Annotated in this window: 14 protein-coding genes and 1 pseudogene; 7 read left to right on the top strand and 8 right to left on the bottom strand. The window is 67.7% G+C overall.

The features are described from left to right. A pseudogene (locus tag OXR60_RS13190) lies at positions 1 to 350 on the top strand (hypothetical protein); the annotation flags it as partial. Between the two features lie 53 nt (positions 351 to 403). Continuing rightward, the gene (gene nhaA / locus OXR60_RS13185) at positions 404 to 1,795 is read left to right on the top strand and encodes a Na+/H+ antiporter NhaA (RefSeq protein WP_267396372.1); all 1,392 of its coding nucleotides are present in this window, start codon (positions 404 to 406) and stop codon (positions 1,793 to 1,795) included. 62 nt (positions 1,796 to 1,857) lie between these two features. Here the strand turns inward: nhaA and OXR60_RS13180 are convergent, their stop codons facing one another. Continuing rightward, positions 1,858 to 3,159: a hemolysin family protein gene (locus tag OXR60_RS13180; RefSeq protein WP_267396371.1), complete on the bottom strand. Its 1,302-nt coding sequence runs from the start codon at positions 3,157 to 3,159 to the stop codon at positions 1,858 to 1,860. A 154-nt stretch (positions 3,160 to 3,313) separates the two neighbouring features. Here OXR60_RS13180 and OXR60_RS13175 point away from each other — a divergent pair, with 154 nt between their 5' ends. Beyond that, on the top strand, positions 3,314 to 3,988 hold the full coding sequence (locus OXR60_RS13175) for an OmpA family protein (RefSeq protein WP_267396370.1): 675 nt from the start codon (positions 3,314 to 3,316) through the stop codon (positions 3,986 to 3,988). Between the two features lie 135 nt (positions 3,989 to 4,123). Here OXR60_RS13175 and OXR60_RS13170 read toward each other — a convergent pair whose 3' ends face one another. Together OXR60_RS13170 and OXR60_RS13165 are read right to left on the bottom strand one after the other, a co-directional pair. Then, a complete protein-coding gene (locus tag OXR60_RS13170; RefSeq protein ID WP_267396380.1) occupies positions 4,124 to 4,552 on the bottom strand; it encodes a nucleoside deaminase in 429 nt (142 codons plus the stop codon). Between the two features lie 65 nt (positions 4,553 to 4,617). Next, on the bottom strand, positions 4,618 to 4,827 hold the full coding sequence (locus tag OXR60_RS13165; protein ID WP_267396369.1) for a hypothetical protein: 210 nt from the start codon (positions 4,825 to 4,827) through the stop codon (positions 4,618 to 4,620). Positions 4,828 to 4,968: 141 nt separating this feature from the next. Here OXR60_RS13165 and rpmB point away from each other — a divergent pair, with 141 nt between their 5' ends. Then, positions 4,969 to 5,268: a 50S ribosomal protein L28 gene (gene rpmB, locus OXR60_RS13160; RefSeq protein ID WP_267396368.1), complete on the top strand. Its 300-nt coding sequence runs from the start codon at positions 4,969 to 4,971 to the stop codon at positions 5,266 to 5,268. 134 nt (positions 5,269 to 5,402) lie between these two features. Here the strand turns inward: rpmB and OXR60_RS13155 are convergent, their stop codons facing one another. Next, positions 5,403 to 6,404 (bottom strand): esterase-like activity of phytase family protein, encoded by a 1,002-nt coding sequence (locus tag OXR60_RS13155; protein WP_267396367.1) that lies wholly within the window; start codon positions 6,402 to 6,404, stop codon positions 5,403 to 5,405. Between the two features lie 157 nt (positions 6,405 to 6,561). Between OXR60_RS13155 and OXR60_RS13150 the strand changes: the two genes are divergently transcribed. Together OXR60_RS13150 and OXR60_RS13145 are read left to right on the top strand one after the other, a co-directional pair. After that, positions 6,562 to 6,930, top strand: a complete 369-nt coding sequence (locus tag OXR60_RS13150; protein ID WP_267396366.1) for a glycine zipper 2TM domain-containing protein — start codon at positions 6,562 to 6,564, stop codon at positions 6,928 to 6,930. A 260-nt stretch (positions 6,931 to 7,190) separates the two neighbouring features. Beyond that, positions 7,191 to 9,521, top strand: coding sequence for a TonB-dependent receptor (locus OXR60_RS13145; RefSeq protein ID WP_267396365.1), 2,331 nt, complete (start codon positions 7,191 to 7,193; stop codon positions 9,519 to 9,521). A 236-nt stretch (positions 9,522 to 9,757) separates the two neighbouring features. Here the strand turns inward: OXR60_RS13145 and typA are convergent, their stop codons facing one another. The 4 genes from typA to OXR60_RS13125 all read right to left on the bottom strand — a co-directional run bounded on the left by typA (position 9,758) and on the right by OXR60_RS13125 (position 13,791). Then, on the bottom strand, positions 9,758 to 11,599 hold the full coding sequence (gene typA, locus OXR60_RS13140) for a translational GTPase TypA (RefSeq protein WP_267396364.1): 1,842 nt from the start codon (positions 11,597 to 11,599) through the stop codon (positions 9,758 to 9,760). 209 nt (positions 11,600 to 11,808) lie between these two features. Next, positions 11,809 to 12,462, bottom strand: coding sequence for a hypothetical protein (locus OXR60_RS13135; protein WP_267396363.1), 654 nt, complete (start codon positions 12,460 to 12,462; stop codon positions 11,809 to 11,811). A 138-nt stretch (positions 12,463 to 12,600) separates the two neighbouring features. Beyond that, positions 12,601 to 13,074, bottom strand: a complete 474-nt coding sequence (locus OXR60_RS13130; RefSeq protein ID WP_267396362.1) for a hypothetical protein — start codon at positions 13,072 to 13,074, stop codon at positions 12,601 to 12,603. A gap of 126 nt (positions 13,075 to 13,200) precedes the next feature. Then, on the bottom strand, positions 13,201 to 13,791 hold the full coding sequence (locus OXR60_RS13125; protein ID WP_267396361.1) for a hypothetical protein: 591 nt from the start codon (positions 13,789 to 13,791) through the stop codon (positions 13,201 to 13,203). A 272-nt stretch (positions 13,792 to 14,063) separates the two neighbouring features. Between OXR60_RS13125 and OXR60_RS13120 the strand changes: the two genes are divergently transcribed. Further along, positions 14,064 to 15,284, top strand: a complete 1,221-nt coding sequence (locus OXR60_RS13120) for a toxic anion resistance protein (protein ID WP_267396360.1) — start codon at positions 14,064 to 14,066, stop codon at positions 15,282 to 15,284. The last annotated feature ends 7 nt before the right edge of the window (positions 15,285 to 15,291 follow it).

Raw genomic sequence — 15,291 nt, 5'->3', positions numbered from 1 at the left:
AGCGTAGCTCCGACGAGGCGATCGCTACCGCGCCGTCGGCGGCAACCACCGCCGCCGAGACATCGGACGCACCGGTCGCGCCCACGCCGACGGCTGCCGCGCCGGCCGCGGCGGATGCCCCGGTCACCCAGCTGAAGGGCCTCGGCCCCAAGGTCGCCGCGCGGCTCGGCGAGCTCGGCATCACCAGCGTCGGTCAGCTCGCCGCGCTGGGCGCCGGCGAGGCGGCCGATCTCGACGCCAGGCTCGGCGCCTTTCAGGGCCGGATGGGCCGCGATCGGTGGATCGAGCAGGCCCGCTTCCTCGCCGCGGGCGACCGCGCCGGCTTCGAGGCGGTGTTCGGCAAGCTCTGATCCGTTCGCGGGCGACGGGGAACCAAAGCCCGCGCCCGCGCCTTGCCCCCGGCATGGGATTATCGCCACGCCGCACCGGCGCAACTGCCGCGCGCGCGCGCCACTCGCCCGCCGCCGCTGCGTTTCTCGACCGGATCGAGCCGTTCTTCGCCGGTAGCGACGTCTCGGGCGGCCCACTGCTGCTCGCCACCGTGATCGCGCTGGCCGCTACCAACAGCGGCCTTGCCCACCTCTACGAGCGCTTCTGGGATACACCCTTCACGCTGTCGTTCGGCGCCTCGCGGCTCAGCCATAGCCTCGCCGAGTGGATCGACCACGCGCTGCTGCCATTGTTCTTCATCATCATCGGCGCCGACGTGAAGCGCGAGATCGTCCGCGGCGAGCTGTCGCAATGGCGCACCGCCGCCTTTCCGGTGGCGGGGGCGATCGGCGGCATGATCGTGCCCGTTGCGCTGTTCCTGTTGATTAACCACGCTTCCGCCGACAAGGCCGGCTGGGGCACGGTCGTGACCATGGACACCGCCTTCGGCCTCGCCGCGATCGGCCTGTTCGCCACCCGCCTGCCACCGGGGGTGCGCGCGCTGTTCCTCGCCTTTGCCGCGATCGACGACATCGGCGGCCTGCTGGTGATCGCGATCGCCTATACCGAGACGATCCATGTCACCGGGCTGGTGATCGCCGGCGTTGCGCTGCTCGCGATGATCGGCCTGCGCCGCTTGCGCTGGGTCGCCTCGCTGCCGTTCGTGCTCCTCGCGCTGGTGGTATGGGGTGGGATCTTCGCCGCCGGCGTCCATGCCACCATCGCCGGGGTGCTGATCGGCCTGCTGGTGCCGGTGACGCCGCGGCTCGAGCGCGGCACCTTTGCCGACGAGATCCAGCACCGCGTCGACCAGTTCCAGGAAGCGCACCGCGAGGCGGACGATGCCGATGACGACACTGTTGCCGAACAGGCCGAGGAACGCGCCGAGCATCGGCTGGGTTTTCTCCACGAGATGACCGCCGCGACCAGCGAGACCAGCGAGCGCGTGATCGTGCTGCTGACGCCGTGGATCAGCTATGTGGTGCTGCCGCTGTTCGCCCTGTCCAATGTCCGCATCCACCTCTCGGCGCCGCTGCTTGCGGCGGCGATGAGTTCGACCCTGGTGCTTGGCGTCGTCGCCGGCCTGGTGATCGGCAAGCCGTTGGGCTTCCTGTCCTTCTCCTGGGCGGCGACCCGGCTCGGCGCCGCCAGCCTGCCCGATCGCGTCACCTGGGCGATGATTGGCGCGATCGGTGCGCTGGCGGGGATCGGCTTCACCGTGTCGCTGTTTATCGCCGGGCTCGCCTTCCCCGATGCGGCCAAGCGCGAGGAAGCCTCATTGGGCGTGCTGCTCGCCTCGATCATCGCCGGGCTGATCGGCTATTGGCTGCTCAGGCGCAGCGCGCCGCAGGCAACCGACGGCTAACGCGCCATCCGTCATCCTCAACGCGTTTCGGCATGACACGGATAGTTAAAGGCGCCGCCCGCTCACGCCGCGCTCACCAGCAATTTGTCGATCCGCCGCCCGTCGAGGTCCACCACCTCGAAACGCCAGCCCTGCTCTTCGAAGCTCTCGCCCTCGGCGGGCAGATGCCGGAATGCCGCCAGCGCCAGTCCTGCCACCGTCGCATAATCGCGATCCTCGGGCAGCTCGATCCCCAGCCGCTCGGCCAGTGAATCGGCGGCCATCGCGCCGGCGACCAGCAGCGAGCCGTCATCGCGCTCGACCACGTCGGGCGCCTCGTCCGGATCGACGTCCGAGGCGAACTCGCCGGCGATCGCCGCGAGCAGATCGGCCGGGGTCACGATCCCTTCGAAATGCCCGTATTCGTCGTGGATCAGCGCCATCGGCACCTCGGCCTGGCGCAGCGCCATCAGCGCGTCCATCGCGTCGATCTGGTCGATCACCACCGGTGCCTTGCGCATCAGCTTGCGCAGGTCGAGCGGCTCGCCGCGGAACAGCGCACCGGCGATGTCGCGCGCCTGGACCACGCCGACCACCGCGTCGATCGAGCCGTCGCCCACCGGCAGGCGGGTGTGCGGCGTGCTCAGCAGCTTGTCGCGGATCCCCGCCGAATCGAGCGCGCAATCGAGCCAGTCGACCTCGGTGCGCGGCGTCATCACCTCGCGCACCGGCCGGTCGGCGAGCCGCACCACGCCCGAGATGATGGTCCGCTCATGCTCTTCGATCACGCCCGACTTGGAGGCTTCGGCGACGATCAGGTGCAGCTCTTCCGCCGTCACCTGGTCTTCCGATTCGCGCTTCAGCCCGATCAGGCGGAAGATGAGGCTGCTCGATTGATCGAGCAGCCAGCCGAGCGGCGCGGTCGCGACCGCGATATAGCGCATCGGGATCGCCACGGTCGCGGCGATCGCCTCGGGGCTGCGCAGCGCAAACTGCTTCGGCACGAGCTCGCCGATGATCAGCGAGAAATAGGTGGTGATGCCGATCACCAGCGCAAAGCCCGCGCTTTCGGCGGTGTGCGGTGCCAGCCCCAGCGCCTGCAGCCGCGCCGCCGTCGGCGTGCCGAGGCTCGCGCCCGAATAGGCGCCCGCGAGGATACCGATCAGGGTGATGCCGATCTGCACGGTGGAGAGGAACTTGCCCGGGTCTGACGCCAGCGTCACCGCCGCCACCGCGCCCTTGCGCCCCGAACGCGCCATCGCCTCCAGCCGCGCCTTGCGCGACGAGACGATCGCCAGCTCACTCATCGCGAACACGCCGTTCAAGGCGATCAGCGCGAGGATGATGAGGACATCGATCCAGGGGAAGGGAGGCAGTTGCGCCATCGGTTCGCCCCTCCTTTGCCGGTTTAATCCGGCGCCGACAATGGCCGACGTGCAGGCATCGTGTCGCGCCGCGTCAGTCAGCGTTCAGATCGCAAGCGGAACAAGCCGTCGAAGACCCGGGTTTACCTGGGCAACGGTTCACGAAAGGGACGCCATGAAAACCAAGTTGCTCGCCGCCGCCGCGCTCGCCGCGCTGGTCACCACCAGCGCCTGCACCACCGATCCCGAGACCGGCCAGCGCCACATCAACAAGGCGGCGCTCGGCGGTATCGGCGGCGCGCTGGGCGGCTATCTCGTCGGCGATCTGGTTGGCGGCCGCCACGATCGCACCGCGAAGATCCTCGGCGCCGGGATCGGCGGCCTCGCCGGCGCGGGAATCGGCGCTTACATGGACAAGCAGGAACGCGAGCTGCGCGCCCGCACCGCCGGCACCGACGTGCAGGTGACGCGCGAGGGCGACAATCTGCTACTCAACATCCCGTCGGGGATCACCTTTGCCTATAATAGCGCCGACGTGCAGCCGCAGTTTCAGCAGACGCTGAACCAGGTCGCCGACACGCTGTCGCAGTATAACCAGACCTATATCGACGTGTACGGCCATACCGACTCGACCGGGTCGGACGCGTACAATCAGACGCTGTCGGAGCGCCGCGCGGTCGCCGTCGCCGATTACCTCAGCAGCCGCGGCGTCCAGAAGGCGCGGATCGGCACCCGCGGCTTCGGCGAAACCCAGCCGATTGCCTCCAACGACACCGACGAGGGCCGCGCCGCCAATCGTCGCGTCGAGATCAAGATCGTCCCGATCAGCCAGAACGACCTGCGCCAGTAGGGCGCGCCACGGGCGCCCGCTTTCACATCCTCCGTCACCCCAGCGAAAGCTGGGGTCTTTGGCGGCTCTCGTCCCGCGCATGCGCTTGACCCAGCGTCCGCTGGCGTGACGGACGATGGTTGCGGCTGGACCCGCTCACCGCCGCGCCTGGAAGAATCCTCGCAACAGGCCGGCAGCCTCGTCCTCGCCGATCCCGGGATAGACCTCGGGCCGATGATGGCAGGTCGGTTGCGAAAACAGCCGCGGCCCATGTTCGACCGCGCCGCCCTTGGGGTCCGCGGCCGCATAATAGAGCCGCCCAATTCGTGCATGCGCGATCGCGCCCGCGCACATCGCGCATGGCTCCAGCGTCACCCACAGATCGGCCTCTTCCAGCCGCTCGCGCCCCAGCTGCGCCGCTGCCTCGCGGATCACCCGCACCTCGGCATGCGCGGTCGGGTCGTGCAGGGTCCGAGGCGCGTTGGCCGCGACCGCGATCAACGCGCCCCGCCATGTCAGCGCGGCGCCGACCGGCACCTCCCCGGCGGCGGCAGCGGCGCGCGCGACATCGAGCGCGGCGCGCATCGGGGCAGGCAGGGGAAACATCGCCCCTGCCTGCCCCACCGGCCCTCGCGCGTCCAGCGGGTCGCTTACTGGCTGTTCCCCGGCTTCTCGACGTTCACCGTCGGCACCGCCACGGTCTTGTTCTCGGTGCCCAGGGTCACCTTGCTGACATCCGCCTTGAACGCGGGCGCCTGGACCATGCCGGGCCGCGTCTGGTCGATATTGATGAAGCCGAAGTACATCAGCGCGACCACGATCAAGGCCACGATTCCGATCAACACGAGCAACGAGCGCATCCAGTTTCCCCTTCCTTGGAATGATTCACTGGCGTAACAACGTCGCGCTGCCCCAGGGGTTGCACCGGCGAGCGGTTGACGGACCGGCCGCCACGCGTTATCCGCGCCCACTTTCCGGGCAACCGAATTCAGGAATTACACATGTCGCGCATTTGCGAGCTGACCGGCAAGGGCCGGCAGGTGGGCAACAACGTTTCCCACGCCAACAACAAGACCAAGCGTACCTTTCTGCCGAACCTGCAGAACGTCACGCTGATGTCCGACTCGCTCGAGCAGAGCGTTCGTCTTCGCGTCTCGACCCACGGCCTGCGCTCGGTCGAGCACAATGGCGGTCTCGACAATTGGCTGGTCAAGACCAGCGACGACAAGCTGTCGCTGCGCTGCCGCCGCCTCAAGCGCACCATCGTCAAGAAGCTCAGCGCCGCCACCGCGGCGGCCTGATCTTTCCACGACAGGTTGCCTGCAGGCCCGCCGCTCACCCCGAGCGGCGGGCTTGAGGCGTTTTGGCGAACCGATTTACACGCGTTGTCCTGAAATACCTTGCATGACGAACGGGAGGACGGCTCCCTGCCCCGCTACAGGTCCAGCCGAAACTTGAGCAGCAACGTCCGCTGCAGCATCGACTGGTTGTCGTCCGACACCAGCCAGATGATCGTCTTGCCCGCCTCACGGGTGGTGGCGACGCCTTCGAAGTTGTCGTGGATCAGCGGCGCTGCCAGCACCGCGAGCAGCCGTCCCCGTGCCACCCCACCGGGACGAACATCGGCGCGGCGCACCAGCGACAGCCGGTTGGCGAATCGGTACGGCAGGCTGAACACGCGATCGAGCACCAGCAGATCGCCGTTGGGCAGCGCGGTCGCATCTGACGGATCGTAGCGGCCGACCGGTTCGTAGGCGAAGCGCGTCGGTGCCGGTGCCTCGATCGGATCGCCGGCGAAGATCAGCCCCTCGCGGGTGTGCAGCCGCTCCTCTTCCCCGCCCCGCCACTGCTGGCGCGATACGTGGCGCTGCTCGCTGATCGTCACGAATCGGCCATCCGGCAGCCGCGCAAGCGATTCGGGGCCGCCGTTCACCGGCCAGCGCGCCATGGCCGGCGGCGCGAGCTGTGCCTCGGCGCGCGCGAAGCCCGGGGCATAGCGCCAGATCGCGTTGTAATTCTCATAGCCCACCCAGATCCGGCCGGTTGCCGGGTCCAGCGCCATCGATTCGGTGTCGCGGTCGCGCTTTTCCCAGCCGATCCCCGGCCCCGCCGGCAGGTTGACAAAGCGCAACGCGCGCAGCGTCCAGTCCGCGCCCATCTGGAAGCTGACGACATTGCCGCCATCGCTCAGCAACGTGAAGGTATCGCCCACCACGGTCAGCGACGAATAGCCGCCGAACGCGGGATCGCGGCTGCGCAGCCGCACGCCGCCGAGGAAGGTCAGCGCCCCCACCTTGTTGTGGCCGGGGTCGCGCGGATCGAGCGCCACCGGCGTCGCGATCAGTTGCGCGTCGTGGCCCAGCAAGGCCAGCCGCTGTTCGCCACTCCAGCCGGGCACGACCAGCAGCACGGCCAGGATCACGAAGATGATGCGCACGGGCCTCTCATAGGCGCCCACCGCCGCAGCGGAAGCCTGAACAGGGGATAACGGCGGCATTCAGGCTTGGCTCAACGCGAATCAGGCAAACCTCCTTTATCGAGACGGCCACCAGTCCCCCCGGGGCTCCGCCGCGATGGATTACGGGAGACGCACGATGTTCAAGACCCTCAGCCTCGCCGGTGCCGCGCTCGCGATGACCGCCGCCACGCTGGTCCCCGCCGCGCCTGCGATGGCGCAGGGCCGCTATTATCAGGACGATCACGGCGGCTATGATCGTGGCTATGACGATCGCGGTTATCGCGGCCGCGGCGATGATCGCCGCTACGACCGTCGCTACTATCGCGGCCGCGAGCGGTGCAGCAACGGCACCGGCGGCACCATCATCGGCGCGATCGCCGGCGGCCTGCTTGGCCGCACCGTCGACACTCGCGGTGATCGCGCGCTCGGCACCGTGCTCGGCGCCGGCGCCGGTGCGCTCGCCGGCCGCGAAATCGATCGCTCGGGCCGTCGCGGCTGCCGCTGACCCTGATCCCACGGTTACTGCCTCCCAGGGGCAGTGCATGACCCTCGCGTAGCGTAACGGGGGCGGGGCGTCGGCTCGCAAGAGCCGGCGCCCCCTGTTCGTTTGAACGGCAACCATCTGGAACGACGCTGTAACAAACCGTCGCCGTGTTCATCATGCCGACACAATCCGGCTCTAGCTCCCACCCTGCCGGGGGGCGACGAGGGCAGGGACATAACCCGCGATGCGCGCTCCCCCGATGATCCATCAGGGGGAATTTCGTGACCGCTTACCGTTGCCTCAAGACCGTGCTGCTGCTCGGCGTCGCCAGCCTCGCCGCCACCGGCGCCGCCGCGCAGACCGCCCACGAGCCCGCCGGCGCCACCCAGGGCCAGGACGCCGCCGCTACCGACAGCAGCGCGCTGGGCGACATCGTCGTCACCGCCGAGCGCCGCTCGGAAAACCTGCAGCGGGTGCCGGTCTCGGTCGCCGTGGTCGGCGGCGCCGACCTGCGCGACTTCCAGGCGGGCGGCGAGGACATCCTGACGCTCGCGGGTCGCGTTCCCGGCCTCTATGCCGAAACCACCACCGGTCGCATCTTCCCGCGCTTCTACATCCGCGGCCTCGGCAACATCGATTTCTACCTCGGCGCCTCGCAGCCGGTGTCGATCATCCAGGACGATGTCGTCCTCGAGCATGTTGTGCTCAAGTCCAACCCGGTGTTCGACGTCAACCAGGTCGAGGTGCTGCGCGGGCCGCAGGGCTCGCTGTTCGGCCGCAACACCACGGCGGGCATCATCAAGTTCGACACCATCCGCCCGAGCCAGACCTTCGAGGGCCGCGGCTCGGCGAGCTACGGCAGCTACAATACGGTGACGGCCGATGTCGGCGTCGGCGGCCCGATCATCGCCGACAAGCTCGCCTTCCGCCTGTCGGGCCTCTACCAGCACCGCGACGACTGGGTCGACAATCGCTTCGCCGGCACCGGCCCGGACGGCACCACCGGCGGCAAGGATGCGCTCGGCGGGTTCGACGAGAAGGACGTCCGCCTCCAGCTGCTCCTCACCCCTGCCGACGGCGTGTCGGTCAATTTCTCGGGCCACGCCCGCGACTACAAGGGTACCTCGACCATCTTCCATCGCGGCGCGCTGCGCCCCGGCTCGAACAACATTGATGCCGAGCCGCGCGACTCGGTCTCGCTCGACGAGGGCGCCGGCAACGACCAGGCATATAAGACCTACGGCGGCTCGGTGAACGCCGCGTTCGAGATGGGCCCGGTCACCCTCACCTCGATCACCGCCTACGAGACCACCTCGGGCTACAGCCGCGGCGATACCGATGGCGGCGCCGCGGTGGACTATCCGGGCAACGGCACTCCCGGCCAGAGCCAAGGCCGGATCCGCGATCTCGACCAGTGGACCCAGGAACTGCGCCTCGCCAGCAACGGCGACGGCGCGTTCAAGTGGCAGATCGGCGGCTTCTATTTCGACAGCCGCGACATCACCGAGTTCGACCAGCGCGCCTCGCTGCTGCTGCCGACCAACGCCGCCTACAATGCCCGCAACTTCGTCCAGCTGCATGACGTCAACACCTCCTGGGCGGTGTTTGGCCAGGCGAGCTACCGGATCGGCAAGCTCACCCTCACTGCCGGCGGCCGCTATACCGAGGACGACAAGCACACCACGCTGATCACGCCGGCCTATACGCTGGCCGGCGCGGTCAACTTCCCCGCGACCGCGCCGCGCGATGTCCGCCTCAAGGGCAAGGAGCCAAGCTTCGACGTCTCGGCGCTGTACGAGATCACCCCCGATTTCAGCCTCTACGGCCGCGTCGCGCGCGGCTTCCGCGGGCCGACCATCCAGGGTCGCTCGGCGGTGTTCGGCTCGGCCTTCACCACCGCCAACTCCGAAACGATCATGTCGTACGAGGCGGGGTTCAAGTCGCAGCCGTTCAGCAACCTGCGCTTCAACGCCACCGCGTTCACCTATCGGGTCAACGACATCCAGCTCAACGGCAACGACGCCAACGGCAACGGCACGCTGTTCAACGCCGATCACGCCAATGCCTATGGCCTCGAAGCCGAGCTCGAGTGGCGGCCGATCCAGAACATCACCTTCAGCCTCGGCGGCAGCGCGCTGCACACCGAGATTAAGGACAAGAACGTCTATGCGCAGGTCTGCGCGATCGGCGCGCGGGTGACGTGCACCGTGCTCGACCCGACGATCGTGCGCCCGCTGTTCGGCACGCCGACCACCTTCGCCCAGATCGACGGCAACCCGCTGCCCAACGCGCCCGAGTGGCAGCTCGACGCCGCGGTGCGCTACGACATCCCGCTGTGGAACAACGGCAACCTGTTCCTGTCGACCGACTGGAACGTCCAGGGCTACACCAATCTGGTGCTGTACAAGACCAAGGAGTTCTACGCGAACGGCAACCTCGAGGGAGGCCTCAAGGTCGGCTACACCACGCCGGATCGCAATTACGAGATCGCCGCCTTCGCCCGCAACATCACCGCAGAGAAGAATCTCAAGGGTGTGATCGAGAACTTCAACGCCGCGGTGTTCAACGAGCCGCGCGTGATCGGCATCTCGCTCAGCGGCAAGTTCCACTGATCCAGGCAACCATCGCCTGAACGACGAAGGCCGGGTGGCGACACCCGGCCTTTTTTTGTGATCTCCCAATCGTCATCCCAGCGAAAGCTGGGATCTCGGGCAGCTCGTTCCCCCGACAATCACGAGACCCCAGCTTCCGCTGGGGTGACGATTGGTGGGCGCGCGCTGTACCCCCACTCCACAAAAAAGGGGCCAGGTGTCGCCACCCAGCCCCTCTTCTTACCTTGAAACGGCGCTTACGCCGCCTTCGCCCGGCTCGCGCGCTTGCGCTCGTTCGGGTCGAGGTAGCGCTTGCGCAGCCGGATGTTCTTCGGCGTCACTTCCACCATCTCGTCGTCGTCGATGTAGGCGATCGCCTGCTCGAGCGTCATCTTCTTCGGCGGGGTGAGGCGGATCGCATCGTCCTTGCCGCCCGACGCACGGAAGTTGGTCAGCTGCTTGGACTTCATCGGGTTGACCTCGAGGTCATCCGTCTTGGCGTTCTCGCCGATGATCATGCCCTCGTACAGCGCCTCGCCATGGCCGACGAACAGCACGCCGCGCTCCTCGAGCGGCCCCAGCGCATAGCCCTGTGCTTCGCCGGCGCCGTTGGAGATCAGCACGCCGTTCTTGCGGCCTTCGATCGCGCCCTTGTGCGGGCCGTACTTCTCGAACAACCGGTTCATGATGCCGGTGCCGCGGGTGTCCGACAGGAACTCGCCGTGATAGCCGATCATGCCGCGCGACGGCGCGGAGAAGGTGATGCGGGTCTTGCCACCGGTCGACGGCCGCATGTCGGTCATCTCCGCCTTGCGCAGGTTCATCTTCTCGACGACCGTGCCCGAATGCTCGTCGTCAACGTCGATGATCACCGTCTCGTACGGCTCGGTCTTCTTGCCGTCCTCGTCCTCGCCGAACAACACGCGCGGGCGGCTGATGCCGAGCTCGAAGCCCTCGCGGCGCATCGTCTCGATCAGCACGCCGAGCTGGAGCTCGCCGCGGCCGGCGACTTCATAGCTATCGCGGTCGGCGGCCTCGGTCACCTTGACGGCGACGTTGGACTCGGCCTCGCGGAACAGGCGGTCGCGGATCATGCGGCTGGTCACCTTGGTACCCTCGCGGCCCGCCATCGGCGAATCGTTCACCGCGAAGCGCATCGACAGCGTCGGCGGATCGATCGGCTGGGCATGCAGCGGCTCGCTGACGGTGACGTCGGCGATGGTGTTCGCCACCGTCGCCACCGAGAGGCCGGCGAGGCTGATGATGTCGCCTGCCTTGGCTTCTTCCACCGGCACGCGATCGAGGCCGCGGAACGACATGATCTTGGAGGCGCGGCCGGTCTCGACGATGTTGCCGTCGTTATCCAGCGCGTGGATCGGCTGGTTGAGCTTCACCGTACCCGAATTGACGCGACCGGTCAGCACGCGGCCGAGGAAGTTGTCGCGGTCGAGCAGCGTGACGAGGAAGGTGAAGGGCACGTCCTCCACTTCCACCTTGGGGGCGGGCACGTGCTTCACGATCGTCTCGAACATCGGGATCAGCGTGCCTTCGCGCGCGTCCATGTCGGTCGAGGCATAGCCGTTGCGGCCCGACGCATAGAGCACCGGGAAATCGAGCTGCTCGTCATTGGCGTCGAGCGACACGAACAGGTCGAACACCTCGTCGAGCACTTCCTGGATGCGCGCGTCGGAGCGATCGACCTTGTTGACGACGACGATCGGCTTGAGGCCGAGCGCCAGCGCCTTGCCGGTGACAAACTTGGTCTGCGGCATCGCGCCTTCCGAGGAATCGACCAGCAGGACGACGCCGTCGACCATCGACAGGATGCGCTCCACCTCGCCGCCGAAGTCGGCGTGGCCGGGGGTGTCGACGATGTTGATGCGGATGCTCTCGTCGCTGCCCGGGGGAGTCCAGTCGACCGAGGTCGGCTTGGCGAGAATGGTGATCCCGCGCTCCTTTTCGAGGTCGTTCGAGTCCATCGCGCGCTCTTCGATGCGCTGGTTGTCGCGGAAGGTGCCGGACTGACGGAAGAGCTGGTCGACGAGCGTGGTCTTGCCGTGGTCGACGTGCGCGATGATCGCCACGTTGCGGAGGCTCATGGGAATTCCTGATCTGAAAGAGATTGCGCGCGCCCCTAGCGCATTTTTGCAGGCGCGAAAAGCCACCCGTCGCTGTGAAGCAAACGACGGGTGGCCATAAGGCTAGCCGGTGCCCCTCCAGATTGCCACCCTGGCCCCGGGGCTGATCCTGCGGGCGGCCGGTCTGGCGGCCGCGCCCCGGGTCGGCCCGGGATGGGCGTGGAGTGGCGTTAGTTCTGCGTCGTCACCGTTGTCGTCGTCTTCACCGCAGCCGGCTTGGCCGTTGTGCGGCGGGCCGTGGTCTTGCGGACGACATGCTTGGTGGTGGTGGCGCGAGCCGCGGCGGTTGCGGCGACCGGCTGCTCGACGGTGGTGGTCGTCGTCGTGCTCGCCGGCTGGGCGGGCGGCGTGGCGCGCAGCGCGGCAGCCTCGGCCTGGGCGCTGGCCGCCTGCGCCTGGGCAGCCGCCGCGCTCTGCTCGGCGTCGGCCGCGCGGGCCTTGGCGGCATCGGCTTCCGCCTGCGCCGAGGCTGTCGCGGCGACCGCGTCGCTGCGGACCGCGGCGTTATTCTCGGCGCGACGACGCTGCGACTCGCCGAGTGCCTGGTCGGCGAGCTGCGACGCGCGATTGGCGGTCGCGATCCCGTCGTCCTTGTGATTTTGCGCCAGATCCTCCTGCGCGGTGCGCAGGGTCGCCTGCGCATCGGCGAGCAACTTGGGCGTCAGCGTCGAGGCATCGACCTTCATCGCCGCCTCCACCTTGGCCTGCGCCTCGGTGACGGCCATGCGGGCGCGATCCTTCTTGCCCTGTGCATCAGCAGAGCCGGTCGCCAGCGCAGCGATCATGCACAGCCCGGCAGCCTGGGCGAACAGTGTGGGACGCATTATCGTATCCTCTCCGTAATGATCGTGCCGAACGCGCTGCCCGGATGGCGAGTTCCCGACGGGAGCGCCCGCCCCACATGCTGCACGCTTGGCCAGCATCGCGATGATCTGTGCGGCCAAATCCGATCACGCCAGCGCTCACCAGACGATAGTGGTCGCCAGCCAGCTGCCCGGGGTCGCCACATGCGCCATGGCAAGTGCGGCAGGGTCGTCCGTCGCCCGCAATCGGACAAGCAGCTCGCCGGCTTCCACCCAATGCCCGCCTTCGCCCCACGGCATTGCCGCTGCAGGCCAAGCCTGGCCGCACACCCGAGTTACCATCTCGGCGAGCGGCATAAACAAATCTCCTGCCGCGGCGAGCGGCGCGACCGGTGATCCACCCTGGCGATGGCAGCGCGCCAGCGTCATCGCCTCGTCGCCAAGCGGCTCGAGCGCCGGTATCTGCGTCAGCAACCATATCAGCCCGGGCACCACCACCTCCGGATACAGATATCCTTCGGCATAGGATGGATCGCCTAGGCCGAAGGCGGCGAGCCGATCGGGCCAGGCGCCGGCAGTGGCGAGCCGCTCGCGCCCCACCTGGCTCAGCGCCTCGCCGGAGAGTGTCGCCATGGCCCTCGCTGCCTCACATGCGGCCGCCGTCGGATCCCACCGGAAGCCATGATAGATGACGGCCATGGTGCTCGCCTCGCCTTCTCGTGCCTGGCATGATCGTTTAGCCCAGCGGCGGCACGCCCGTCACGGCTGACAGTTGGCGACGGTGCCGTCCACGATCGTTACGTGGCCGGCTGCCTGGCTGGCGCGGAACACCTGCCCGGCTATGGTGCCGGCCATGGCATTGCTGACTGCTCCGACAGCGATCGCCGTCTTGTCGATGTGCCAATGGCCCGCGGGAACGTTGTCGAACACCGCCGGCCAGGGGCTGGGCTGCGCGTTGACCACGCCGACCGTGGTCAGGGTCACGGTACCACCGCCGTTGACTGGTACCGGCACTGCCGCAACGGTGACCGGCACCCGCAGCCAGCACGCCTGCCCGCCGCCCATGGCGTTGAAGAACGACAGGTTGGGGACGGGGCCGGACACGCCGAAGCTGTTGTTGCTCCAGTCGATGTTGGTGGTATTCGCGAGCACCTTCACCCCCCGGTAGATATCGACCACTACCTGCGGCGCGACCACCGGTGCCACCGCCTGGTTGCCTCCGTCGGAGGGCGCCGCGGCCGGTGCAGGCGCGGCGGCCGTGTCGGTTGGGCGCGGGCTGGTCGCACAGGCGCCCAGGCCGAGCAGCATTACCCCCGATAGGATCGGCGCGATGAAAGCCGAACGTGCCATGCAGATACTCCCCTTAATAGCGCAAGGCAGGATGATCCCTGCTTCGTTGCCGATGCCCGCGAGGATCGCACGAGCGGCAGAGGCCATCCATCACGGACGCCTCTGAAACGGTGGCATGCCCGCCCCACCCCGCCGTTTTGCCACCACTCTGGTGCCGATCACTCACCTTACCCCGCTCACGCGACCGCTCCTCCGCAGTGTATTATGTCGCTGATGCACTTGAATGGCTGCAGGTTATTCGCCATCGTTTGGTCAAGCTGGAGACGAAGACCATGGCGACCACTGCCGACACGATCACTGCCGACAAGGGACTTGTCCTCACGCCCCCCGATCCGGTGCCGACCGTTGCCGCCGAGCGCGCCGCCGGGCTGGTGCCGATCGACGACACCAAGAAGACGCAGCTCGAGGCACGCGTCGACACCTTCGTCGCCGAACTGGTCGCCGAGGACGTCAACTCCCCCGAATTCGGCAAGCGCGTCGATGCGATCACGGCGATGGGTTCGAAGGAGATCCGCGAGGCGGCCGGCCAGTCGAACCGCTTCCTCGATCGCCCGATCCGCGCGATGGACAAGGACACCGGGGTCGGCGCCGATCTCGCCCAGCTCCGCCGTGTCATCGAGGATCTCGATCCCGGCAAGAAGGGCGCGCTCTCTGGTCCCAAGAAGATCTTCGGGATCATCCCGTTCGGCTCCAAGATGCGCGACTATTTCGACAGCTACAAATCGTCGCAGACCCATGTCAGCTCGATCCTCAAGAGCCTTGCCAGCGGCAAGGACGAGCTGCTGATGGACAATGCCGCGATCGATACCGAGCGTGCCAATCTGTGGGGCGCGATGAGCCGGCTAGAGCAGATGATCCACCTCAGCCAGACGATGGACGCCAAGCTCGAAGACAAGGCCAACGAGCTCGACGCCACCGATCCCGCCAAGGCCAAGGCGATCCGCGAGACCGCGCTGTTCTACACCCGCCAGCGCACCCAGGATCTGCTGACGCAGATGGCGGTAACGGTGCAGGGCTATCTGGCGCTCGACCTCGTCAAGAAGAACAATGTCGAGCTGGTGAAGGGGGTCGATCGCGCCTCCACCACCACCGTCTCGGCGCTGCGCACCGCGGTGACCGTCGCGCAGGCGCTGACCAACCAGAAACTGGTGCTCGAATCGATCACCCAGCTCAACACCACCACCGCCAACATCATCGATTCCACCGGCAAGCTGCTGCGCTCCAACACCGCGGCGATCCACGAGCAGGCGGCCGCCTCGACGATCCCGCTGGAGACGCTGCAGCGCGCCTTCCAGAACATCTACGACACCATGGATGCGATCGACACCTTCAAGCTCAAGGCGCTCGATTCGATGAAGACCACCGTCACCGCGCTCGGCAGCGAGGTGGAGAAGTCCAAGGGCTATATAGCCCGCGCCGAGGGTGCCGCGCAGGGTGCGCTCAAGGGCCCGTCCGGCGGCCTGGGCGACCAGTATAAGCTCGAATCGCTGTGAGCCTGAA

Origin of the sequence: Sphingomonas sp. GC_Shp_5 (genome assembly GCF_026540855.1) — a bacterium.
Taxonomy (GTDB): domain Bacteria; phylum Pseudomonadota; class Alphaproteobacteria; order Sphingomonadales; family Sphingomonadaceae; genus Sphingomonas.
This window is presented reverse-complemented; position numbering and strand designations above follow the sequence as displayed.